The sequence below is a fragment of the Streptomyces sp. Tu 2975 genome, from assembly GCF_009832925.1.
Lineage (GTDB): Bacteria > Actinomycetota > Actinomycetes > Streptomycetales > Streptomycetaceae > Streptomyces.
Map to the genome: position 1 here is coordinate 709,925 of NZ_CP047140.1, position 23,500 is coordinate 733,424.

Annotated in this window: 22 protein-coding genes and 2 pseudogenes; 7 read left to right on the plus strand and 17 right to left on the minus strand. The window is 69.6% G+C overall.

The genetic code is table 11. From position 1 onward, the window contains the following. The first annotated feature begins 7 nt into the window (after positions 1-7). Positions 8-1,327 carry an aldehyde dehydrogenase family protein gene (locus tag GLX30_RS03025; RefSeq protein ID WP_159683196.1) on the plus strand — a complete coding sequence of 440 codons (1,320 nt, stop codon included), beginning with the start codon at positions 8-10 and terminating at the stop codon, positions 1,325-1,327. 74 nt (positions 1,328-1,401) lie between these two features. On the opposite strand, the gene GLX30_RS03030 is transcribed toward GLX30_RS03025, so the two are convergent. The 10 genes from GLX30_RS03030 to GLX30_RS03075 form a co-directional block, all read right to left on the minus strand. Next, complete coding sequence (locus GLX30_RS03030) at positions 1,402-1,620, minus strand: hypothetical protein (protein WP_159683199.1); 219 nt, start codon at positions 1,618-1,620, stop codon at positions 1,402-1,404. Next, positions 1,613-2,395 (minus strand): SDR family oxidoreductase, encoded by a 783-nt coding sequence (locus GLX30_RS03035; protein ID WP_159683201.1) that lies wholly within the window; start codon positions 2,393-2,395, stop codon positions 1,613-1,615. Before GLX30_RS03035 ends, GLX30_RS03030 begins: the two co-directional genes overlap by 8 nt. Before the next feature lies 1 nt (position 2,396). Next, entirely contained in the window at positions 2,397-3,665 is a 1,269-nt protein-coding gene (locus tag GLX30_RS03040) for an acyl-CoA dehydrogenase family protein (RefSeq protein WP_159683204.1), read from the minus strand. After that, a complete protein-coding gene (locus GLX30_RS03045) occupies positions 3,652-4,464 on the minus strand; it encodes an enoyl-CoA hydratase-related protein (protein ID WP_159683206.1) in 813 nt (270 codons plus the stop codon). The genes GLX30_RS03040 and GLX30_RS03045 overlap by 14 nt, the downstream gene beginning before the upstream one ends. Further along, positions 4,461-5,279, minus strand: a complete 819-nt coding sequence (locus tag GLX30_RS03050; protein WP_159683208.1) for an SDR family oxidoreductase — start codon at positions 5,277-5,279, stop codon at positions 4,461-4,463. Before GLX30_RS03050 ends, GLX30_RS03045 begins: the two co-directional genes overlap by 4 nt. A 540-nt stretch (positions 5,280-5,819) precedes the next feature. Then, positions 5,820-6,506, minus strand: a complete 687-nt coding sequence (locus GLX30_RS03055) for a TetR/AcrR family transcriptional regulator (RefSeq protein WP_159683210.1) — start codon at positions 6,504-6,506, stop codon at positions 5,820-5,822. Positions 6,507-6,586: 80 nt separating this feature from the next. Then, entirely contained in the window at positions 6,587-7,549 is a 963-nt protein-coding gene (locus GLX30_RS03060) for a nitronate monooxygenase family protein (RefSeq protein WP_159683212.1), read from the minus strand. A 66-nt stretch (positions 7,550-7,615) separates the two neighbouring features. Further along, positions 7,616-9,142, minus strand: a complete 1,527-nt coding sequence (locus GLX30_RS03065; RefSeq protein ID WP_159683214.1) for an AMP-binding protein — start codon at positions 9,140-9,142, stop codon at positions 7,616-7,618. 84 nt (positions 9,143-9,226) lie between these two features. Further along, entirely contained in the window at positions 9,227-9,865 is a 639-nt protein-coding gene (locus GLX30_RS03070; RefSeq protein ID WP_208545344.1) for an HAD family phosphatase, read from the minus strand. Between the two features lie 86 nt (positions 9,866-9,951). Then, on the minus strand, positions 9,952-11,151 hold the full coding sequence (locus GLX30_RS03075; protein ID WP_159683216.1) for an acetyl-CoA C-acyltransferase: 1,200 nt from the start codon (positions 11,149-11,151) through the stop codon (positions 9,952-9,954). Between the two features lie 245 nt (positions 11,152-11,396). Here GLX30_RS03075 and GLX30_RS03080 point away from each other — a divergent pair, with 245 nt between their 5' ends. After that, on the plus strand, positions 11,397-12,233 hold the full coding sequence (locus GLX30_RS03080; protein WP_347879684.1) for an alpha/beta hydrolase: 837 nt from the start codon (positions 11,397-11,399) through the stop codon (positions 12,231-12,233). A 48-nt stretch (positions 12,234-12,281) separates the two neighbouring features. Then, entirely contained in the window at positions 12,282-13,103 is an 822-nt protein-coding gene (locus GLX30_RS03085; protein WP_159683220.1) for a hypothetical protein, read from the plus strand. A 29-nt stretch (positions 13,104-13,132) separates the two neighbouring features. Here the strand turns inward: GLX30_RS03085 and GLX30_RS03090 are convergent, their stop codons facing one another. Then, on the minus strand, positions 13,133-14,644 hold the full coding sequence (locus GLX30_RS03090; protein ID WP_159683222.1) for a SpoIIE family protein phosphatase: 1,512 nt from the start codon (positions 14,642-14,644) through the stop codon (positions 13,133-13,135). 1,291 nt (positions 14,645-15,935) lie between these two features. Continuing rightward, a complete protein-coding gene (locus GLX30_RS03095; protein ID WP_159694829.1) occupies positions 15,936-17,756 on the minus strand; it encodes a glycoside hydrolase family 15 protein in 1,821 nt (606 codons plus the stop codon). Between the two features lie 307 nt (positions 17,757-18,063). Here GLX30_RS03095 and GLX30_RS03100 point away from each other — a divergent pair. Continuing rightward, positions 18,064-18,234, plus strand: a pseudogene (locus GLX30_RS03100) (cation:proton antiporter); the annotation flags it as partial. A gap of 533 nt (positions 18,235-18,767) precedes the next feature. On the opposite strand, the gene GLX30_RS03105 reads toward GLX30_RS03100, so the two are convergent. From GLX30_RS03105 to GLX30_RS03115, 3 genes are all read right to left on the minus strand, one after another. Further along, on the minus strand, positions 18,768-19,361 hold the full coding sequence (locus GLX30_RS03105; protein ID WP_159683228.1) for a TetR/AcrR family transcriptional regulator: 594 nt from the start codon (positions 19,359-19,361) through the stop codon (positions 18,768-18,770). A 330-nt stretch (positions 19,362-19,691) separates the two neighbouring features. Next, positions 19,692-20,135: a hypothetical protein gene (locus tag GLX30_RS03110; RefSeq protein ID WP_159683231.1), complete on the minus strand. Its 444-nt coding sequence runs from the start codon at positions 20,133-20,135 to the stop codon at positions 19,692-19,694. Positions 20,136-20,144: 9 nt separating this feature from the next. Continuing rightward, a complete protein-coding gene (locus GLX30_RS03115) occupies positions 20,145-21,125 on the minus strand; it encodes a competence protein CoiA family protein (RefSeq protein ID WP_208545345.1) in 981 nt (326 codons plus the stop codon). Between the two features lie 19 nt (positions 21,126-21,144). On the opposite strand from GLX30_RS03115, the gene GLX30_RS03120 reads away from it, so the two are divergent. After that, the gene (locus GLX30_RS03120; protein ID WP_244257978.1) at positions 21,145-22,050 is read left to right on the plus strand and encodes a recombinase family protein; all 906 of its coding nucleotides are present in this window, start codon (positions 21,145-21,147) and stop codon (positions 22,048-22,050) included. Positions 22,051-22,175: 125 nt separating this feature from the next. On the opposite strand, the gene GLX30_RS03125 is transcribed toward GLX30_RS03120, so the two are convergent. Next, positions 22,176-22,775 (minus strand): SgcJ/EcaC family oxidoreductase, encoded by a 600-nt coding sequence (locus tag GLX30_RS03125; RefSeq protein WP_208545346.1) that lies wholly within the window; start codon positions 22,773-22,775, stop codon positions 22,176-22,178. A gap of 164 nt (positions 22,776-22,939) precedes the next feature. Between GLX30_RS03125 and GLX30_RS34930 the strand changes: the two are divergent. Further along, positions 22,940-23,038 (plus strand): annotated as a pseudogene (locus GLX30_RS34930) (hypothetical protein); the annotation flags it as partial. Between the two features lie 21 nt (positions 23,039-23,059). Continuing rightward, entirely contained in the window at positions 23,060-23,299 is a 240-nt protein-coding gene (locus tag GLX30_RS34935; RefSeq protein ID WP_244258540.1) for a hypothetical protein, read from the plus strand. Between the two features lie 50 nt (positions 23,300-23,349). Here the strand turns inward: GLX30_RS34935 and GLX30_RS03135 are convergent, their stop codons facing one another. Further along, positions 23,350-23,493 carry a hypothetical protein gene (locus GLX30_RS03135; RefSeq protein ID WP_159683236.1) on the minus strand — a complete coding sequence of 48 codons (144 nt, stop codon included), beginning with the start codon at positions 23,491-23,493 and terminating at the stop codon, positions 23,350-23,352. Between the last annotated feature and the right edge of the window lie 7 nt (positions 23,494-23,500).

Consider the following 23,500-nt stretch of genomic DNA (forward strand, 5'->3'; position numbering starts at 1 on the left):
GGGAACCATGAACAACCCTGCGCCCGAACAGCCCGCCGAGCTCGTCTCCCGGCTGCGCGCCACCTTCCGCACCGGCACCACCAAGCCCGTGGCCTGGCGTGTCGGGCAACTCCGCCGGATGCGTACCCTGCTCACCGAGCACGGTGAGGAGCTCGCCGCCGCCCTCCGCGCCGACCTGGGGAAGAGCGCCACCGAGGCTCACCGCACGGAGATCGACTTCGTCATACGCGAGATCGACCACACCCTGGAGCATCTCGACGGCTGGCTGCGCCCCGAACAGGCCCACGTTCCCGCGTTCCTGGGGGAGGCGAGTGCCTGGACGCAGTACGACCCGTTGGGCGTCGTGCTCGTCATCGCCCCCTGGAACTATCCGGCGCAGCTCCTGCTCGCTCCCATGGCCGGCGCCCTGGCCGCAGGCAACGCGGTGGTCGCCAAGCCCAGCGAACTGGCCCCGGCCACATCCGCCGCCCTGGCCCGCCTCCTGCCGAAGTACCTCGACACCGACGCGGTCGCCGTGGTCGAAGGCGGGGTCCTGGAGACCACCGCCCTGCTCGAGCAGCGCTTCGACCACATCTTCTACACCGGCAACGGCACGGTCGGCCGCATCGTGATGGCCGCCGCCGCCCGGCACCTCACCCCCGTCACCCTTGAACTGGGCGGCAAGTCACCGGCGTTCGTGGACCGTGGTACCGACCTGGACACCGTCGCCGCCCGCCTCGCGGCAGGGAAGTTCCTCAACGCCGGACAGACCTGCGTCGCGCCCGACTACGTCCTCACCGACCCCGGGACGGCACGCGCTCTGGAGGGAGCCCTGGCCAAGGCGGTGGAGGGCCTGTACGGACCGGACGCCTCCGTCTCTCCGGAGTACGGCCGTATCGTCAACGAACGCCACTTCGACCGGCTGACCGCTCTCATCGCCTCCGGCCGCCAGGTCATCGGTGGCAAGCACGACCGCGCCACGAAGTACATCGCGCCGACCGTCCTGGCCGAGGTGCCTGCGGACGCTCCCGTCATGCAGGAGGAGATCTTCGGCCCCATCCTCCCGATCGTCGAGGTCGCAGGCCTCGACGAGGCCATCGACTTCATCAACGACCGCGACAAACCGCTGGCGCTCTACGCGTTCACCGACTCCGACACCACGCGGGAGCGGCTCGCCGCCGAAACCTCCTCCGGCGGCCTCGGGTTCGGCCTGCCGCTGGCCCACCTCACCATCTCCGACCTGCCGTTCGGAGGCGTCGGCGAAAGCGGCATGGGCAGCTACCACGGCCGCTACTCCCTCGAGACCTTCAGCCACCGCAAAGCCGTCCTCGACAAGCCGCTCCGCTGATCTCCCTCCAGCCGTGCGGTGAACACGACAGAACCGGACGTCCCCACAGTCGCGTGGGCATGCGATCGGGTCAGTCAGGTACCTGCCGTGTCCGCGACTTCATGGGCTTTCGCCACCAGCGTGTCGATGCGCCGTGTACGAGCGAAGATCGTCCGGCGGCGGGCAGACGTCGACGACCGTGCGATCGGCATCGTGTCGACGCCGAGGGCTCCGAACCGGCGGCTCACCGCCCCGACCGCCCCGACCGCCCCGACCGCCCCGACGTCGACTCCCACGATGCCCGCGCTAGGCACCGATGCCGGCTCCTTGCCTGAACGGGAGCGCGTCACCGAGCAGTTGCCCGCCGTCGATCACCATGGTCTCGCCGGTGATCCAACTCGCGGCGTCCGAAACGAGGAAGGCGACCGCCGAGGCGATGTCGGCAGGCTCTCCTATCCGTCCGAGCGCCGTCGAGGCAGACAGAGCCTGCTCGTGCTCTTCCCACAGAGCCTCGGCCAGCTTCGTGCGCACCACACCCGGTGCCACCGCGTTGACGCGAACCTTGGGCGAGAGTTCAAGGGCCAGTTGTTTCGTGAGATGGATGAGTGCGGCCTTCGACGCGTTGTACAACCCGATGTTCGCTTCGAAGGCCATACCGCCGACCGACGCCGTGTTGACGACGGCGCCACCGTGCTCGCCCATCCAGGCCCGCGTCGCCAGGCCCGTCCAGAGGACGGGAGCCCACAGGTTCACGTCGAAAGTCTTGGCGAACCGGCCGTGGTCCTGGTCGAGGACCGGCCCGTAAGCCGGGTTGGTCCCCGCGTTGTTGACGAGGATGTCCAGGCTTCCGAAGCGCTCGAGCGTCAGGTCCACACAGCGCTGGGCCGCCTCTTCGTCGACCGCGTGCGCAGCGACGCCGACGGCCCTGCCCCCGACCTGGGCCGCGGCGGCGTCAGCCGCTTCCTGGGACCGGGACGTAAGGACGACGTTCCCGCCGGCCGCGGCGACGGCCCGGGCGATCGCCAGACCGATACCGCGCGAGGCGCCGGTGACGACGGCGGTGCGCCCGGTGAGATCGAGTCCTGCCATCTCAGCTCACCGCTGCCTTGTGGCCGCCCGAGGTGCCCGTGCCGCTCGCCGCCGCGGTGTCCGCGTCGCGGTACCGCCGCAGCTCCTGCCTGGCGATGGCCCTCTTGTGGACCTCGTCGGGACCGTCCGCCAGCCGCAACGTACGCAGATGCGCGTACATCATCGCCAACGGGAAGTCCTCGGTCACACCCGCTCCCCCGTGCACCTGGATGGCGCGGTCGATGATCTTCAACGCGATGTTCGGGGCGGCCACCTTGATGGCCGCGATCTCGGTGCGCGCTTCCTTGTTCCCGACCGTGTCCATCAGATGCGCGGCCTTGAGCGTGAGCAGACGGATCATCTCGATGTCGATACGCGCTTCCGCGATCCAGTCCTGGACATTGGACCGGTCGGCAACGGGACGGCCGAACGTCACCCGTGACTGCGCACGCCGGCACATCAGCTCCAGCGCCCGCTCGGCCGCGCCGATCGCCCGCATGCAGTGGTGGATACGACCGGGCCCGAGCCGGGCCTGGCTGATCGCGAAGCCCTCGCCCTCGCCTTTGAGGACGTCCTTGGCCGGCACCCGCACGTCCTCGAAGGTGATCTCCGCGTGGCCCTCGCGATCCGCGTACCCGAACACCGGGAGGTTCCGGACGACGGTGAGTCCGGGGGCGTCGATCGGAACGACCATCATCGACTGCTGGCGATGTGGCGCCGCCGTGGGGTCGGTCTTGCCCATCACGATGAGCACCTTGCAGTTCTTGTGCATCGCGTTCGAGGCGAACCACTTGCGCCCGTTGAGAAGGTACTCGTCGCCGTCGCGCTCCATGCGCAGCTCGATGTTGGTGGCGTCGGAACTCGCCACGGCCGGCTCCGTCATCGCGAACGCCGAGGCCATGGTGCCTTCGAGCAGCGGCTTGAGGTACTTCTCCTTGTGCTCGTCGGTGCCGAAGAGGGTGAGCACCTCCATGTTCCCGGTGTCCGGGGCATTGCAGTTGCACGCCTCCGAAGCGATGTGGCTGCGCCCCATGATCTCCGCCAGTGGCGCGTACTCGAAGTTGGTGAGGCCCGGCCCCCACTCGGGGTGCGGGTGGAAGAGGTTCCACAGTCCCCGCCGACGGGCCTCGACCTTGAGCTCCTCGATGATCGGGGGCTGGAAGTGCGGGTCGCCCGACGCACGCATCTGCTCGTCGTACACCTGCTCGGCGGGGTAGATGTGAGAATCCATGAACTCGAGCAGATCCGCCTGGTACTTCTTGGCGCGATCCGACGTCTCAAACAGGGACATGCGAACTCCTGACAGGTAGGGAGGGAAAACTCGGTGCGCGCTTCTCGAGGTGACTCGCCACGCCTTCGACGAGATCGGCCCCGCGGAAGGCCTGGAACATGAGGCCCTCCGCCCGGGTCGTGGCATCGGCGTAGGTGCCGTCCGCGTCGTGGCGGAGTTGGCTCTTGATGGTGGCCATGGATGCCGGGGAGCAGCGCGTCGCGAGATCGGCGGCGTACGCGACGGCGGCATCGACCACATCGCCGGTGGGGACCAGATGGTCGAGGAGTCCGATGCGGAGAGCCTCATCGGCGTCCACCATGCGGCTCGACAGCAACAGGTCCGCTGCCCGGCTGTGTCCCACCAGCCGGGGCAACAGCCAGGAGATCCCGTACTCGGCGATCAGCCCGCGCTGCGCGAATGCCGTGGTGAACCGGGCCGCGGGCGAGCCGAAGCGGATGTCGCAGTAGAGCGCCTCCACCATGCCCAGGCCCGCGGCCACCCCGCCCACCGCACCGATCAGTGGTTTGCGCAGGGTCAGCGGCACGTCGCGCGGCCGGCGCCGGGCCCTGTCCGCTTCGGAGACCTCTCCGGCAGTCTGCAGCCGTTGGAGGTCGGCGCCGGCACAGAATCCGCGTCCCGCCCCGGTGACCACGACGGCGCGTACGTCCGGGTCGTCCTCTGCGGCGTCGAGCAGCGTGAAGTAGCGGTCCTCGAGTTCGTCGGTCCAGGCGTTCAGCTTGGCGGGCCGGTTGAAGGTGAGCACCAGCACGGACCCGCGACGTTCGGCGAGAACGAGCTCGCCCGGCGCGCCGGTCATGCCTGCCCCGTCAGGGAGCTCTGGTAGCGGCGCATGCCGCGGAGCCACCGGTCGTAGTCCGAGCCCTTCTGCCGGTACATGGTGAGAACGTCTTCGTGCGGCAGGATCAGGAAGCGCTCGTCCTCGATCGCGGCGAGGACGGCGTCGGCGACCTCGGCCGGCTCGAGGACGTCACCCGCGGAGGTGACGGCCTGCGCGGCCGCTCTCCCCAGCGGGTCCCCGGAGTCCTTACCCAGGGACAGCATCCTGGTGTTCACACCCATCGGGCACAGACAGCTGACCCGGATTCCGCGATCGCCGTAGGTGACACTCAGCCATTCGGCGAAGCCGACGGCCGCGTGCTTGGTGACGGCGTACGTGGCGGAGCCGATCTGGGTGAGCAGCCCGGCCGCAGAGGCCGTGCTGACGAAGTAGCCCTCACCGCGCTCGAGCCACTGCGGTACCAGCAGCCGTGCCGCTCGGATGTGGGCTCGCAGGTTCACGTCGATCGAGAGGTCCCAGTCCTCCTCGCTCGCGTCGAGGGCGGGTGCCCCCGCGATGCCCGCGTTCGCGAAGTAGAGGTCGACCGGACCGAAGGCGCTCTCCGCCAATGCGATCAACTGCTGGATCTGTGCGGTGTCCGACGCGTCAGCGCCGGTGCTGACGGTGCTTCCGGGATGGTCGGCGTTGACCTTCTCCGACACCGCCCGTGCGGTGCCCGCGTCGAGGTCTGCGACGACGACCCGTGCACCCTCGCGAGCGAGCCGTGCGACCAGCGCGCCGCCGATGCCTCCACCACCTCCGGTGACGACGGCGACTCTTTGTGCAACGTTCACAGCGAACCCTCTCCGTGGCGGGGCGTGCGGTGCCGGACCACGGCCCTCGAATGCTGCGGCCGTGGTCCCCTCCACCTGTATAATTGAATCTGACGTCAACTTCAACTCCTGGGCGCATCAACCCCCGGAGCGAAGGACGGATCAGCAAGGGCTCGGGCTTACGGAACGCCAGAAGACTGAACGCCAGTAACGGGTCAATGCCTTCGCAGAAGCGAGAGATGCCGGACACGGCCAGGAGCGCTGCCCGCGAGCCCGCTGATGGGCACCATCCGGGACCGGTCGCCTGCCTCCGACTCGACCCGGTGGCCGTGCCGTCACCACGACGCGTTCGACGGCTTCACTCCGGGCCCAACGACGGCTACGGCCAAGTGCCGTTCACCGCCCGACACCGGCCGGCCCGGGCACAGGGATCACGCGGTCCCGGCTGTCATGAGCCGAGCGGTCGAGCGTGAAGGCTCGGGCAAGCCGCTCTTCGTCACCGCTGCCGGCGCAGGATCGTAGAAGGGTCGTAGGGCGCCCCGGTCGGCGGTTCTGCCGGATTCAGCGGTGGCCGGGGAACCGCAGGGCGTTCGCCCAGAGCCGGGTGACCGTGGAGACGAGCTCTTCGAAGTCCACCGGCGTGCCTTCTTCTTGCCTCTCGCCGAGCGCGAAGGCGTTGTAGGCCATGACGCTGACCATGCCCGACAGCGCACGGGAGGCCATCATCGGATCGACCTCACGGTCCGCGACACCTCGCGCCTGGAGGTCGACGATGCCGCGGGCGTTGCGGCGGATGAACGCATCCGTTCGCCGGCTTCGGAACTCACGGAAGACCGGCTCCACTTGTGCGACCTGCTCGAGCAGTCGCATGAGCTTCGCGTTCCGTTTGTACGCCTCGAGATACGCGCGGTTGCTCGCCTCGAGCACCGCATACGGATCGTCGGTGTCCTGCACCCGGCCCATGCCGGGGTGCAGCATGTCCTCCTGCGCCTCCAGGAGGACGGCGGCCAGCACCTCTTCCTTGTTGGTGAAGTAGGTGTAGAAGGATCCCGACGCGCATCGGGCCTCTTTGGTGATGTCGACCAGCCGCGTGTCGAGGTAGCCGTCCCGCTCGAACACCTTCCGCGCGGCCTTCACCAAAGCGGCGCGTGTGCGCGCTCCGCGCTGCGTCGTGGGCGGCTCGCGAAGGGGCGAGCTGGGCGCCATGGGCGGTGCCTTCTCGCTGTCCTCGGGCGCAGTGGTGTCCATGCCCGGAAGTGTAATTGAATCCGACGCCGGACTCATGAATGCTCGCGGTGCGCGGACTCGTGCGGCTCCCCCGTACACCGTCACATGCACCGAAGCCGACGCTTCGCCGCGGCGTACTCACCGGCGAGGCGCTCGACGACCGCTGCAGCGGGAAGTACCGCCCCGACCGCACCGACGCCCTGACCGGCGCCCCAGATGTCCCGCCACGCCTTCGCCTCGATGTCCCGGTTCCCGAAGTCCATGGCGGACGGATCGGAGCCGGGTAGTGCGGCCGGATCGAGCCCCGCGGCCTCGATGCTGCCCCGGAGGTAGTTGCCGTGCACGCCGGTGAACAGGTCGGAGTACACGATGTCCGCAGCGGTGGAGTCCACGATCATCTGCTTGTACCGGCCCTCCGAGTTCGCCTCGTCGGTGGCGATGAACGCCGAACCCACGTAGGCGAGGTCGGCGCCGGCGGCCTGCGCGGCGAGGATCGAGCGGCCGTGGGCGATGGAGCCCGACAGCAGAAGGGGGCCGTCGAACCAGTCGCGAATCTCCTGGACGAGTGCGAAGGGTGACAGCGTGCCGGCGTGACCGCCCGCGCCCGCGGCGACGGCGATCAGGCCGTCCGCACCCTTCTCCACCGCCTTGTGCGCGAACCGGTTGCTGATGACATCGTGCAGCACGATGCCGCCGTAGGAGTGGACCGCATCGTTGACATCGGCCCGGGCGCCGAGAGAGGTGATGATGATCGGCACCTCGAACTCCACGACGGTCGCGAGGTCCTCCTCGAGGCGTGAGTTGGTCTTGTGCACGATGAGATTGACCGCGAACGGCGCGGACGGTGCCTCGGGGTGGTCGGCGTCGTGCTTGGCCAACTCCCGCGTTATGCGCTGCAGCCATTCGCGCAGCGCCGACCGGGGCCGCGCGTTCAGCGTGGGGAAGGAGCCCACGATCCCGGAGGTCGACTGGGCGATGACCAGCTCCGGAGTGGACACGATGAACATCGGAGATGCGACCACGGGCAGGCGAAGCCGGTCCCGCAACACGGGGGGCAGGCTCATGAGCGACTCACCATGTGTCATGCGTCTTTCTTCTGTGGCGGACGCATCTCGTCCGTCGGCGGATGTTCAGTGGCGGCGGGCGGGTACGTCGCCGGGCCCGGGTTCGCGGGTCAGTTCCGTACGGTCGATCGAACGCTTGAGGATCTTCCCGCTGGGGCCCTTGGGCAGCGCGTCGACGAACCGGATGATGCGGGGGACCTTGTAGGCGGACAAGCGCTCGCGTGTCCAGGTCGACACCTCGGCGGCGCCGAGTTCGGAACCGGGGCGGGTGGCGACGAGCGCGGCGACCTCCTCGCCGTAGTGGTCGTCGGGAACGCCGATCACGGCTGCCTCGATGACGTCCGGGTGCTCGTAGAGGACTTCCTCGACCTCACCGGGGTAGACGTTGTAGCCGCCACGGATGATCAGGTCCTTGATCCGGTCGACGATACGCAGGTCGCCGTCCGTGTCGGTTTCACCCAGGTCGCCGGTCCGGAACCAGCCGTCGGGTGAGATTGCCGCGGCGGTGTCCGCGGGGCGGTTCCAGTAGCCACGCATCACCGTGGGCCCCTTGATGTGGACCTCGCCGACGGTACCCGGCGGGCACTCGTTCCCGTCGATGTCCCGCACCTGCACCTGCAGCCGCGGGACCGCCCGCCCGGTGTACCCCGTTTTGCCACCGCGGTCGATGTCGTTGAAGGTGCCGAACGCGGTGGTCTCTGTGAGCCCATAGCCCTCGAGGATGGTGCAGCCGAACCGGGCCTCGAAGGCACGGGCGATCTCCCCGGGCAGGGACGCACCGCCGGAGACGGCGACGCGGAGGCCGGCGAAGTCCGCCGGATTCGCGCCACCCGCCGCATGCAGCATCGCGTTCCACATGGTCGGTACGCCGGCCATGATGGTGAGCCGGTCGCGGCGCAGCATCTCCAGCATCGACGTCGGGTCGAATCGGGCCAGCAACGACATCGAGCCGCCCGCGGTCAAGGTCGCCATCATGACGGACGCCTGGCCGAACACGTGGAACAGCGGGAGGCCGGTACCGGTCCGGTCGGCACTCGATCCACGGCTGCACTCCGCCCCGATCTCCCCGGCGGACAACAGGTTCCCGACGGTGAGTCGGGCACCCTTCGGCCGCCCTGTCGTACCCGAGGTGTACAGGATGGCCGCGGTCTCGTCGCGGTCCCGGTCGACGAGGGGGAAGGGGGCGGCATCGGTCACCGTCGCGCCGGGGGCCAGCGTCCAGGAGGGCACCTCGAGCGTCGCGGCCGCCTCCGCGACGGCGGGGCCGAGGGCGTGCCATGTGATCGCCAACGAGCACCCGGCGTCGCCGAGGACGTACTCGGCTTCGGCCCGGGTGGACATCGTGTTGACCGGCACCACGACACAGCCCGCGGCCTGGATCCCGAGGTAGGCCACCACGAACTCGGGCACCGACGGCGCCGCCAGCAGCACCCGGTCCCCGGGAGACAGGCCCGCGGCCGCCAAGGCGCTCGCGTACCGGGCGCTCGCGTCACGCAGTTGCCGGTAGGTCCATCGACCCGCGCCGCCGCGCAGCGCGATGTTGTCGGGAGTTGCGGCCGCGTGGCGGCAGACCGGGTCGAGAACACTGGCCATGGGCGGTGCCTTCCGGGAATGTGCGCAGGTGACGCAGTGCGGGTAGAGGCACGACCGATCTCCCGCGACCGGTCGATCGATCGGTCAGGCGATGATCCTGAAGCGTTCCGCGAGTTGGCGGCGGGTGTCGGAGGCGCCGGTGTGCAGCACGCCCTCGATCCCGATCCGCGCCGCTCCGTCGAGGTTCTGCTGCAGATCGTCGATCATGACTGCTTCCTCGGGGGCGACGCCGAGGCGTTCGCATGCGATCGCGTAGATCCGCCGGGAAGGCTTGCGGATCCCGAGCTCGGCGGAGATGACGACCGCGTCGGCCACGGCGGCGAGGTCGACGCCGTCATAGGTTCCGGTTCCGAACGAATTGGACACCAGCGCAACGGGATACCCGGCGGCGCGGAGATCATCCAGCAGGGCGAGCACCTGCTGATCGATCGACATTCCCGCCTGCATCCGGGCCGTGAGCCCCTCCGCCTGTACGTCGGCGCCGTGGGCCCGGAGACGCTCGGCGAATCCTCGCTCGAAGGCCTCGGCGTCGATACGGCCTGACTCGTGATCGGCCAGGAGGGTGCGGGACGGCTGATCCCGGCTCAGGAGGTCGAGCGGCAGGCGCGGGTCACCGCCGAGCGAGGCACCGAAGTCGGTGAAAGCCCGCAACACGCTGGAGGTGATGACACCGCCGAAGTCCACGAGCACCGCGGTTCGGTCCTTGTCCGCCACTTTCGACACAGTCTCACTCTCTTTTCCGGCCGGCTTTCCCCGGCCTCGCGCGACGGCAGCGATGCCCCGCCGGCGCCCCGGCAGGGAGCCGGAACTCAGGCGACCTCGAACAGCCCGGCTGCGCCCATTCCGCCGCCGACGCACATCGAGATCACCACGTACCTGACGCCACGGCGCTTGCCTTCTATCAGGGCGTGCCCCACCAGGCGGGCACCGGTCATCCCGTACGGATGGCCGACCGAGATTCCGCCGCCGTCGACGTTGAACCGCTCCGGGTCGATGTCCAGTTCGTCACGGCAGTACAGCGCCTGGGACGCGAACGCCTCGTTGAGCTCCCAGAGACCGATGTCGTCGATGGTCAGGTCGTGCTGCTTCAGCAGCTTCGGGATGGCGAAGACCGGGCCGATTCCCATCTCGTCCGGTCCGCAACCGGCAACGGCCATGCCGCGGTACACCCCCAGCGGCTCGAGTCCGCGGCGCTCGGCTTCCTTCGACTCCATCAACACCGACGCCGAAGCCCCGTCCGACAACTGGGAAGAGTTGCCCGCCGTGACGCTGGAACGCACGGTCACCTGACCGTCCGGCAGCACCGGCGCCAAACCGGCCAGGCCCTCGAGGGTGGTCGACGCGCGGTTGCCCTCGTCCCGTGTCAGAGTCACGGCCTCGTCCCGCGCCTCCCCGGACTGCTTGTCCAGGACCTTCTTGACGCTGTCGAGCGCGACGATCTCCTGGTCGAACCGTCCGGCCTCTTGTGCCGCCGCTGTGCGCTGCTGTGACATCAGCGCGAACTCGTCCTGGCGTTCCCGGCTCACGCCGTAGCGTTCGGCGACGATCTCCGCCGTCTGCAACATCGGCATGTAGATGCTCGGCCTGTGCTCGACCAGCCAGGGATCCGCCATGCGGTGGGTGTTCATGCGGTCGTTCTGGACCAGGGAGATCGACTCGACCCCGCCACCGACGGCGACCTGCATCCCGTCGCCGACGATCTGCTTGGCTGCCGTCGCGATCGCCATCAGCCCCGACGAGCACTGCCGGTCGATCGTCATCCCCGACACGGAGTCCGGAAGCCCTGCGCGAAGAGCGGCCTGACGGGCGATGTTGCCACCGGAGGACCCTTGCTGCATGGCACAGCCGAGGATCACGTCCTCGACCTCACCTCCCTCGAGCCCCGCGCGCCCCACCGCGTGCGAGAGGGCATGGGCGGCAAGTTCCTGCGCCTGGGTGTCGTTGAACGCGCCGCGGTACGCCCTTCCGATCGGCGTCCGTGCCGTCGAAACGATGACTGCTTCCCTCATGTCGCCTCACTGCTTCCTGTCGGTCCGGCTCGTCCGGGAGCTTCAGGGCGCGGGGTCCCCGAGATCCCTGAGCCGGACCCGTTGGTTATAGTTGAATCTGGCGTCAGGTTCAACCATGCACGGGGACAACGCCGTCCGAAGAGCACCGCCTGCGGTCGCCATGGGCGAATGCACGCGCTCTCGACCTTGACAATCCATCTCCCCGACTGGAGGCTGACCGACCAGTCGGTATGAAGGGATGGACCGTGTCCGAGCTGAGCATCTCCACTGCTGCGGGCGTGTTCGACGCGATTGCGGCGGGCCCACCCGATGGCCGCCCGGTGCTCTTGCTGCACGGCTTCCCGCAGACCGGGCTGGCGTGGCGACGGCAGATCGCGGCGTTGGCCGAGCACGGCTACCGGGTGGTGGCACCCGACCAGCGCGGCTACTCCCCCGGCGTCCGCCCCGAACGGCCCGAGGACTACCGCATCGGCGCCCTGGTCGACGATGTGCTCGCCATCACGGAGGAACTGGGTTGGGCGTCCTTCGACCTGGTAGGCCATGACTGGGGAGGCGCGGTGGCGTGGTGGACCGCCGATGCCCACCCCGGCCGCGTACGCACCGTGACGGTTGTCTCGACCCCGCACCCCGGTGCTCTGGCCACCGCCCTGCGCACCGACCAGGACCAACGAGAACGATCTCGCTACATGATCGAATGGCGCGAAGCGCCCGCGACCGAGGAACGCATGCTCGCCGGCGACGCCGAGGCGCTTCGCGCCTCATACGCCGGAAAGGTCCCGCAGGACAGTGCCGACGCCTACGTGCGGCACCTGTCCCGACCGGGCGCTCTCACCGCGGCACTGAACTGGTACCGGGCCGGCCGCCCCGACGGCGCGATCGGTGTCATCGACGTCCCCACGCTGTACGTCTGGAGCACTCAGGACAGCGCCTTCGGCCCGGCCGCCGCGCAGGAGACCCGGCAGTGGGTCAAGGGGCCGTACCGGTTCGAGACCCTCCAGGGTGTCAGCCACTGGGTCCCCGAGGAGGCGCCCGAGACGCTGAACCGCCTGCTGCTCGAACACCTGCGCCGACACGTCGAGTAGCGAACCACAGCGACGTCCCCGTCCATGACTCTCAGAAGAGGTGACCCCATGAAGGCAGCGCGAGCAGCCTGGCGCCGACTCGAGCCCGTACACGCCATGATCTACTTCGCCCCCGAGGCAAGACGACGGTACGCGGACCTAGGACTCGGCGGACGCGCCGGGTACTTCGCCTCCCGGAGCGCCGCCTTCGGCCGGGCATCCGCCGACCTGGTCGTCTCGACCTTCTACAACTTCAACCCCGACGTCGTACGGCAGGCGGTCGACGGGGCCTGGGGCGCTGCGACGCCGGAGCAGGTGCTGGACGCGCGCCACGCCGCCGTGAGCGAGGCCCTGCGACGGGCCGGCATCCACCAACTCCCCGCACTGGTCGAGGTCCTGGCACTCACCCGCCGGGCCGCCGAGGCGGCCTGCGGACACCCGCAGGGCCGCCCGCTCTTCGCCGCCCATGCCGCGCTGCCCTGGCCGGAGGATCCGGTGCGGCAGCTGTGGCATGCCCAGACGCTGCTACGGGAGTTCCGTGGCGACGGACACGTCGCGTGCCTGCTGAGCGAAGGCATCGGGGGCTTGGAGTCCCTGGTTCTGCACGCTGCCACCGGGGATGTCCCCGTCGACTTCCTCAAGGCAAGCCGCGCGTGGCCCGAGGAGAAGTGGGCCGACGCCGAGGAGCGCCTGCGCACGCGGGGTCTCCTCGACGGCAACTCCCTCAGCCCGGAAGGCGCACGCCTGCGCCAACACATCGAGGACCGCACCGACCGCCTGGCCCTTCCCGCCTACGCCGCCCTGGGCGACGCCGACTGCGAACGCCTCGCCGAACTGGCGAGCCCGTTCGGCCGCGCGGTCGTCGACGCCGGCCTTCTCAAGGTCGGCTGACGGAGCCCTCACTGCTCGATTCTCATGCCCTACCGACCGTCTTCGCCCGCTGGGCCGTGGTGGCCGGCGCGGGCGATGAGCAGGGCCACGTCGTCGTGGTCGCCTCCACCACGCAGGGTGCGCAGCAGCAGGTCACAGGTGGCGTCGAGGGAGCGGTCGGGGTCGTCGAGGACGTCGAGGAGAGCGTTCAGGCGTGCGTCGATCGGCTGGTCGCGGGTCTCGACCAGGCCGTCGGTGTAGAGGACGAGCTGGTCGCCCGACCCGATATCGATGGAGGTCGAGTCGAAGGAAATGCCGCAGCCGCCCAGAGGTGCGCCGGTGGGCAGGTCGAGGAGCTCGCGGGTGCCGTCGAGGCGAAGGAGGACGGGTGGCAGGTGCCCGGCGAGTGAGAGACGGCATTGCGCGATGCGGGGGTCGAAGACGGCATAGACGCAGGTGGCGAGAGTGTCGAGGCCGTCCGTGATGTGGTCGAGGTGGTGCAGGACCTGGTCGGGTGCCAGATCGAGGTCGGCCAGGGTTCTCGTGGCGGTGCGCAGCTGTCCCATGGTGGCGGCGGCTGCGACACCGCTGCCCATGACGTCGCCGACGACGAGGGCGGTCTTGTCGCCGGCCAGGGGGATGACGTCGAACCAGTCGCCGCCGATCTCGATGGTGGCCTGGGCGGGGCGGTAGCGGTAGGCGACGTCGAGACCGGGACGTTGTGGAGGAGGGTGGGGCAGGAGGCTGCGCTGGAGGGTGAGGGCGGTGCGGCGCTGCTCTTCCACGGCGCGGTGCCGGTCGGTGACGTCGACGCTGGAGGTGGCCACGCCCAGCACTTTCCCGTTGGAGGTTTCGAGCCGGTAGAAAGAGATCGACCAGGCATGGTCATGGTTCGGGTCGGCCGCCGTGCGGCCGACGGTGTAATGGTCAACGATCGGGTTCCCTGTGGTCAGGACATCGCGCATGGCCGCTTCGAAGGACTGATCCAGGCAGGGCAGCACGTCGTGGACGTGGCGGCCGACGTGCTCGGCGGCCGGCACGCCGTTCATCCGTTCTTCGGCGGGGTTGACGGAGATGTACCGGAGATCTGTGTCCAGCATGGCGAGACCGATCGGCGACTGGGACACCAGCTGGGCGGACAGGGACAGGTTCCGCTCCACTCGCCGCAGCGTCGCCTGGTCCGTGGCCAGACCCAGCGCCCAGTAGTCGCGCTGGTCGTCCTGCAGCCGCATGTTGCGGAACTCCACCAGCAGCGAGCTGCCGTCCTTGTGCCGGACGGGGAAGACCCCTGCCCAGCTCTCCCCGTCCTGCATGACCTTGGCGAACAGCTCCAGCACCGCGTCCAGGTGCTCCTTTTCGATGAGCAGGTGGCCCGCGTACTGGCCCAGGGCCTCCTCGGCGCTGTAGCCGAACAGCTTCTCGGCCTGCGGGCTCCAGAGATCGACCCTGCCCTCGGCATCGAGGAGGACGGCGGCCACGTTCAGCACGTCCAGCAGGTCCCCCGGCCTGGACGGAAAAACACCCGCGCCGGGATCACTGCGGAAGGGTTCGGTCCCGCCCATGTCCAGACTCCTTCCGGCCGCCGATCAGACTGCCGTCCACCGGACCGGACACGTGCCGGCGCCCGTCCCGGTCCCCCCATCGTCCCCCTCCGCCACCCGCCCCCGCACCCCAGCCGTGGGGCCGAGAGCCGGCGCGAAGGCACTCCGCCTGGATGACGCCATGCAGGCAGCAACAGGCGCAGAACGACCCACTCACCAGATCCGGCACGACGCTCGGCCCCGCATGATCGATCACCTGCGTCAGCCGCCGGCCCAGCTCCAGCTGCGAGGCATGGCCCATGGCCTCGCGCACCTTCGCGACATCATCCTCCCGGCTGAGCATCCAGGCCCCTCGAACAGGCCGAACCCGTCGCGCACCGAGGCTGCCCCTCCGATCGCTGTCGTCGTCGGCGTCCGCTGCCGCGTCGGCGTCCGCTGCCGCGACGACGGCGGTGAGGATCCTCTCTCAGGTGCCGTCGACGGCCCATCCGATCAGCCGCTTGTGAGCGGTCTGGAAGGGAGGTCCCTACCGGTCGGCACCACCTCCTGCAGCGCCCCGGTCGCGGCCCGGCCGCGGCCCGCCATCTGCGCCGCACCCGCCGGGCCGCCTCCCGATACGCCGGATCGCAGTACCGGCGGCCGCGTTCGGCCGCTCCGGCAAGGCCGTCCCACATCAGCCACACCGAACAGCACCCATGTGCGGACTACGCGTCCGCCGTTCCGTGACGGCACCCCGCCGGCAGAGCAGGAATGCTTCTCCGCCTGCCGGGCGCCGTGCCGCCGGATCAGTCCACCATCATCTGTTGGATCGGCCTCCACGACGGTCGACGAACCCGTCGGAACCGAGGAGGAGTTCGAGAAGTCGCCCGGGACCCGGAGGGGCAGGTGATGATCGGCGTCGGCGACCATCTCCAGCCGCGCGTCGGGGATGCCGTCGGCGAGGCGCCTGGCGATGACGCTGATCTCTGGGTGGTGAAGATCGCCGAGGACTACCATCGTCGTCACCTTGATCCGGGCCGGACGAACCACGGTGTGGTGCCGTGCCGGCGCTGCGAAGAGACGGTTCCACAGGCGGCTGTCGTGGACCGATCCGTGGAGCAGAACGAGCGGCAGGCCGTCCCCGGCCTTCTCGGCCCGGATGTGACCTCAGCCGGCGACGGGGATCAACTCGGTCGTCATACCCGGGATTCGATCACACCGCCGCATCCACCAGAAGCAGAGCCCACCCGACGGAGAGAACTGCACAAGCCCGCCGGGAAATCCGAGAGGGCCAGGCCTGGCCGGCCTGGCCGTCGCCCGGTAGCTTCACCGCTCATCCCAGCGCCCGGTCGAGGTTGAATGCCGCACTGATCAGGGCGAGATGCGTGAACGCCTGCGGGAAGTTGCCGCTCTGCTCGCCAGTGTGGTCGATTTCCTCCGCGTACAGCCCGAGATGGTTGGCGTACGTGAGCATCTTCTCGAACGCCAGCTGCGCGTCCTCGAGGCGGCCGGCGCGACTGAGTGCCTCGACGTACCAGAAGGAGCAGATCGAGAACGTGCCTTCCTCGCCCCGTAGGCCGTCCGGGCTGGCCTGCGGGTCGTATCGGTAGACCAGGGAGTCGGAAACCAGCTCGTCGCCCAGTGCGTCCAACGTCGAAAGCCATTTCGGATCCGTCGGGGAGATGAATTTCGCCAGCGGCATCATCAACACGGAGGCGTCGAGGACGCTGTCGCCGTAGTGCTGGAGGAAGGCCTTGCGGTCCGCCGACCAGCCGCTGTGCATGATCTGGCGGTAGATGGCGTCACGTTGGCCGCTCCAGCGCGCCATGTCGGCCGGCAGCCCGCGATGCTGGGCCAGGCGCATCGCACGCTCGATCGCCACCCAGCACATCAGGCGCGAGTAGAGGAAGCTCTTGCGTCCGCCACGGGTCTCCCAGATGCCCTCGTCGGGCTGGTCCCAGTTGTCGCAGACCCAGTCGACCAGCTCGGAGACGGTGTCCCAGTGTGCGCTGGATATCGGCTCCCCCCACTTGTCGTAGAGATAGATCGAGTCGATGAGGGCGCCGTATATGTCCAGTTGCAGTTGGCCGACCGCGTCGTTACCCACGCGCACGGGCGCAGAGCCCTGATAGCCCTCGAGATGGGGCAGCTCACGCTCGGGCAGTTCACGACGGCCGTCGATGCCGTACATGATCTGCAAGGGGCCCGTTCCGGAGTCGGAGAGATGGGCGAACTCGACCAGGAAGCGCATGAACGCCTGCGCCTCCTCGGTGAAACCGAGCCGGAGAAGCGCGTAGACACAGAAGGCCGAGTCGCGGATCCAGACGTAGCGGTAGTCCCAGTTCCGTTCGCCGCCGATCTGCTCGGGCAGGCTCGTCGTCGGCGCAGCCACGATGGCGCCGGTCGGCACATAGGTGAGCAGCTTGAGCGTCAGTGCGGAGCGATGCACCATTTCGCGCCAGCGGCCGCGGTAGCGGGACGTGGACAGCCACCGTCGCCAGTAGCGGACGGTGGCCTGGAACAGTTCCTCCGCCTCGGCCACGGCGCAGGCTTTCGGGGCCACCGTGTCCCCGATGCGGTCGAGCGCGAAGACGGCACTCTCGCCTTCGTGGAGTTTGAAGAGCGACCACACGTCCTTTCCGTCGTTCTCTCCCTCCACGCTGGACGTCAGGGCAAGGGAGAGTGAGGCCGACTCGAAGATCAGGCAGTCCTGCTCGGTGTGGACGGTGTGCGGCTCGGTTCCGTATCCGAACCGTGGTGCGACCTTGGCCCGGAAAGGCAGCGATCCGCGGACGCAGACCACTCTGCGGATCAGCCGGTGCCGGTCCGCTTCACGCGAGCCGTCGACGATCGGCATGAAGTCCTGGATCTCAGCCACCCCGCCGTCCGCGAAGAAGCGGGTGATGAGCACGTTGGTGTCAGGGAAGTAGAACTGCTTCGTGCGGGCCGGCACGTCCGGCGCGAGCTCGAAGCTCCCTCCCTTCTCGGCGTCGAGGATCGAGGCGAACACACTGGGAGCGTCGAAGCGGGAGCAGCAGTACCAGTCGATCGTGCCGTTCGTACCCACGAGAGCGGCACTGCGCAGATCTCCGATCAGCCCGTGTTCCGAGACCGGCAGGTACCCGCGGGGGTCGGCGCTCCCGGGGCTGCGCACCGTAGGGGGTGCCGCTTCGCCACTGTGGGGCTGAGCAGGCACGGTGGCCTCCCTCCGCCGGAGGAGAGTGCGATCTATCAGGTCATTTCATAGTACGGTGCGCATTCCGCCGGGGGTCGGCGTCGTCGGCGGCGACTCCGGCGCGACCATCGCCCTCGACCGGATGGGCTGGGCAGCGGAACGCGCCTCGGCCCCTTGCCTCGCCGCCGTCCGCCACTGCAAGCGCGGCTCATGCGCGAGGCGATTGCGCACCAGGTCGTAAGCACTGGCTCCGAGGAATCTCGGCCCACGTGACCGGAAGGGGTGGTCCACCTGTCCGCCTCTCGTGGTCGCCATCACCACATTCGGCCTGAGCGAAGACACAATTGGCGCCGACGAGGCGGCGGCGATCGTCGGCGCCGCCATGATCTCGATGCTCGTCCTTCCGCTGATGGCGCTGCGCGTCGGTGGACGAGCCGGTGACCCCGGGCGGCAGTGACGCCCGAGCCGCTCGGAGTCGGAAAGCGGTCGAGCAGGGCGGTCCGGTCATTGCCCGGCGACCAGCGCCGCGAGCAGCGCGCCGGCGAGGGTTGGCCACGCGCTTCGTCCCGACGGAGCAAGCCTGATGGCAGCGGAGCGCCTCTCCGGCCGGAGTGGCAGGCGGGTGCCGTCAGGCTGCCGCAGCTGGCGTACGGGGAAACGCGCACTGCGCCTCGCCGACCGGGCGGGAGACCGGACGCAGGCGCCTTCGAGCGCACCAATCTGGCGGAGCTGCATCTGCTCCCTGGCCGAGGACCCCACCGCCGAGCGCCTCGCCGTCGCAGCGGAGGCCGCCGCGCGGGGCCGGTCGCTGCCGTGCCCGCTGGCCCGGTCCGGCGGGCACGGCCATGTACCGCGCTCCAGGCGCCGGTGGGCGGACGCGCTCAATGGGCGGCACAGGCAGCCGGGCGCCTCGAATGCGTACACGGGCAGCCGGCGCGCCGTACGCCTGACCCGGCGGGCGGCGATCAGGCCGCGTCCGGTCCCGTCAGGTCAGGGGCTACCGGCGACCGCGCGGCTGATCAGATCGACCACCGATTCGACGAGTGCCTCGTCCGGCATCTGCTGCTCGCCGACCAGCCGGAACACCAGCGAGGCAGCCACCAGCGTCGCCGTGGCGTCCACGTCGACATCCGCACGTACATCGCCGCGGGCGACGCCACGCTCCAGGAGGTGACGCGTCTCGCTCATCACCCGTGTCGTGTACGCGCGGTACGCCCCGGGCTCCGCGCCCGCCTCCGCTGCGGCGCCGATCACCCCTGCGAGGAGACGGTCGACCCCGGGCTGCCGGTACGCCTCCATGCGTGCCGTGAGCACGGCCCGCAACTCGGCCCGGAAGTCACCCATGTCGGGCACGGTCAGCGGACCGATCCGCGACTCCGCCGCAGCGATGACAAGGTCCTGCTTGGTGGACCAGCGCCGGTACATCGCCGGCTTGCTCACTCCCGCGCGGGCCGCCACGGCGTCCATGGTCAGCGCGCTCATGCCGCTCTCCGCCACCAGGGCGACGACGGCGTCCAGCACAGCGCCCGTGACCCGTTCCTCACGCGGCCTTCCCGGCCCCCTGCGCGCCTGCTCCTCAGCCATGCGGCGACTCTACGCGGCGGCGATCAAGCGCCCTGATCCGGGAGGCGGAATTGGGCGGCCGAATGGAACGAACGGGCGCCGCGCTCGGGCCCGGGGGCGAGAACGCCGCCGTTCGCCTCCCGGTCAGGCGGCGAACTCGTCCCGCAGCACGTGTTCGGTGACCTTCCCCGAGGGCGTGCGGGGCAGCGCCTCCCTCAGCATCAGCTCACGAGGGAGCTTGTATCGGGTGATCCGAGGCTCCAGCCACTCACGGACTCGGGGTCCCAGTAGGAACGGCCCAGGAAACCGGTGTTGCTGTCAGAAGTTTTGACAGGCCGTGATCCGAGAAGTTCAGCCCGACGCCGCCGCACCGTCCTGCTCTGCGGGAACGACCCGGCGCCAGGGCAGCTTGTACGCGCCGCCGCAGACCTGGCACTGCGCCAGGTAGAGGGCCGCGGCGGCCCCGAAGCTGGCACTGGGCCGGGCCGGATGCTCCCTGCCCTCGATCTTCGCGACCAGCTCCGGCGCCTGGCATGCACAGAAGTCCAGCTTCACCACCTCGGTGCGCTGGTCCTTCGGCCGCTTCGGCGCCCCGTAGGCGTACCGGCTGAAGTGCTTGAGCGCGAGTTCGTCGCCGAAGAGCAGCAGCATCCCGGCCAGCAGCAGGTACGTCTGCCCTCGCAGCAGCCGCCGGGACGGGTTGAACACCGCGACCGGCACCCCTTCCCCGTCGACCAGCGGGATACCGCCTGCCCAGCAGAGATCGGCCACGCTCCAGCCCACCGCGGCCGTCACCCCGTGCTCTCAGCTCAGATAGGCGATGGCCCGCCGCACACCGCGCCGCCGCCCCGCCTTCTCCCGCAGATCCGCGGCCGCCGGTGTGCCTTCGGCGGCTTCCTCTGCCTTGACCGCCCTGCGTAGGGCCCGCGCGCGGCTGGCCGCGTTGCCCTCACGAACCACGGCCTTGCGGGCGTCAAGCCGGCCCTTTCTGATCGCGGCCTGTGTCTCGAAGGCGAGGCGCTGGCGTTCCTCTTCGGCCAGGTGGGCTTCCTCGGCCGCGATGTACTGCGGGTGCGCCCATGGCACCGGCAGGCTGCGTAACCAGTCCTCGTACGCGTAGCTGCTCTTCACCGCATGCGACACGGCCTGCCCGTTGAACACCCGGCGCAGGAAGTCGGGCAGCGCGGTCGCCCGAACTCTCCGCCAGGACATGCCGTCGAAGCGGACCAGGCCCTCCGCGACGCCCAGGGGGCCGCCGTCCTGTTCACGGGCCACGCGTACGGAGGGGACCGTGCCCAGCCACTGGGGCCGGGGGCGGTCGCTGAACCAGCAGGCGGCGACACCGTGCTGGCGCATCCGCGCAGTCCGGGCCGCGATGTCGGTGTCAGTGATGGGCGACAGCTGGGCCTCCAGGGCGATCCGCCAAGAACCGTCCGGAGCGGAGGCGAGTACGTCAGCCCGCCAGGACCCGTCCGGCGCCCGTACCTCCAGTTCGGCGTGGGCGCCCGCGTCGAGCGTGGCCCAGGCGAGTTCGAGCTTGAGGAGGTGGTGAGCCTCCGATTCCCCCTCGCGCGCTATCTCGCAGTCCGGGGCGTGCGGCGCGTGGGCCCAGAACCGCATCCCCGCCCGGGAGGTCTTCGCGTACAACGGGTGCCGGCACTCGGGGCAGGTGATCGGCGCGGGCGGCTTCACCTTCCAGACTGCATCCCACGCCTGCCCGCAGCCGATGTCCGACACGTGTGCGAAGACGGCTCCCCAGTTCGCGCGCACAGCCCTAAACGCCATCGGCCCCCCTCTGAGCGACATGCGGGTGCCGACACCGGCCGGCCGGAGCCCGGGGCAGTCGTGGCGGCCCGGCACCCCGCCCCCGGCGCCGATCGACCCGGACACCACGAGCGCGGACATCCGCATCGGGTATGCGAGATGCTCGCACCTGAGCCAAGAACTCCAGTCCCAGCTCGATGCCCTCGCCAAGCACGGCATCCCGAGAGACAAGATCTTCAGCGAGAAGATCAGCACCCGGGTGCGGGTGCGCCCGCAGTTCGAGGCCGCGCTCAAGGCCGCCCGCGAGATCAAGGCACACGCCCCGCACTGCCGGGTCATCATCACGGTGTACGAGATGAAGCGACTGGGACGCGATGCCGCCGAGCTCACAGCCCTTGCGGACCACCTCACCGCGCACGGCCTGGTGCTGGAGATGCTCGTCGGTCCCCTCCAGGGGATGTACGACCCCAGCGGGGCGGGGCGGCTGCTGTTCGCGTTCTTCGCGGCGATGGCGGAGACCGAACGGGAGAACATCCGGGAGTCGACGCTGGAGGGGCTCGACACCGCGGCCCGCAAGGGCAAGCACGGCGGCCGGCCGCCGGTCATCACCGACGACATGCTCCACACCGTCCTCCGCCGCCGGGCGAACGGCGAGTCCGTCGAGCAGATCCAGCCCGACCTGATCATCCCCACCGGCAAGCGCAAGGGACAGAACCCCTCGGTGGGCAAGCATCTACCGGGCGCTCTCCGAGCGCGCCAAGCGCGAGGCATACCCCGAAGCCGTCGAACAGGCCCACGCCGAGTTCGCCGCCCTGAAGGCCGGCGAACTCCCCGGCCTGCGTTAGGCGGACCAGCAGGAGCCCGTCCGGTGACCACCCAGTACCTCGCGGTTCTCCATTCGAGGAGGGCGGCCCGGCCGTCACCGGCGAGTGGATCGGCGCGTTGATCGGTCAGGGACTCGAGACAGTGTTCGGTGGCGGGCGACGGCGGTGATGGTGTGACCTTCGGCGGCGAGGGCCAGTGCGAGGGCGTGGCCGATGCCTGCAGTGGCGACGGTGATCAGGGCGCGGGTCACTTTTCCGCCTTCGGGGCGGTGTCGGGGGCCCAGAGGAAGGAGAAGCGCTCCATGACGTCGCTGCGCTCAGTGTTGTGGAAGGCTGCGATCCGCCAGGTGTCGTCGGTGTCGCGGACCAGGGTGAAGGTCGTCACCTTCGAGGGTTCGTCCGCGCCGGGCTTGTCACCGGTGTAGTCGGCGCCGCGGCTGGTGAGGACGGCGACGTCCTTGGTCAGGAAGCGCATGTCGAGGTACCTGGCGGCGAGCTTGCTGTCCTTGAGGAAGCCCTTGAAGAGCGCGCGGTGGCTCGCGGTGATGTCGGCGCGGCCCTCGTAGTGGCTGCCTATGTAGGTGGTGTACGTGCCGTTCTCGGTGAACTGGCGGCCGTACGCCTCCGCGTCACCGCGCTCCCAGGCGTCGGCGAGGGCGTCGAGGGTGGCGCAGACGGCCTTGCCGTCGCGGCGGTCGGCGTCGGCCGGGATCACCTCGCCGCAGGTTTCGGCGCCGGTGCGCTGCACGTCGGAGGTGGCGTCGAGATAGAGATAGGTGCCGGTCGCGCCGAGGGCGAGGACGAGCGTGGAGACGAGGGCGGCGCGCTTGACGAGCTTTCGGTTCATGGGGAGGACTCTCCGTTCGGTGGTGGCGGACCGGTGGCGACAGCGGGCCACAATGACTGCACTTGTGCAGTAACTGCACACATGCGTTATCTGCGCGTGCGCGGATATTAAGCAAGGCTGAACGCCATGGCGGGCGCGGAGGCTGCGGGCCTCCAGGCGTCCGAGTGGTACGCGCTCAGCCGCATCAGCCTGGCGGGCTCACTTCGGGTGAACTCTCGGCCGGTACGGGCCTCACAACGGGCGCGACGACCCGCCTGATCGACCGCCTTGAGCGTGCGGGATACGTGCGCCGCACCACGGACCCCGCCGACCGGCGCAAGGTCCTGGTGGAGACGATTCCCGGCGCGCTGGGAGAGGTCGAGGCGGCCGTGGTGCCGGCGTGCCGCCGCATCGGGGAGGTGCTCGCCGACTACACCCCGGAGCAACAGGACCTGCTCTTCGACTACTTCGCCCGCTCCGCTCCGGCGTTCCGGGCCGCGACGGAGGACATCAGGACGGCGACACGGGAGCGCAAGAGGAGCTGACCTGCCTAGCCGGTACGGCGGTGCGACGGACCGGCTTCCCGACGGCGTCTTCACGGCGCACAACAGTTCTCGAGCGAGACCGGAGGGCTCGTACCCCAGGTGGCCGCCTTCGGGGTCGCGGCGGTGCCGCAGGCCGCCGTGGTGAGACACAGCGCCCTGGCCAGCATGGTGGCCGCGGCTCGTTTCTGGCGCATCAGAACT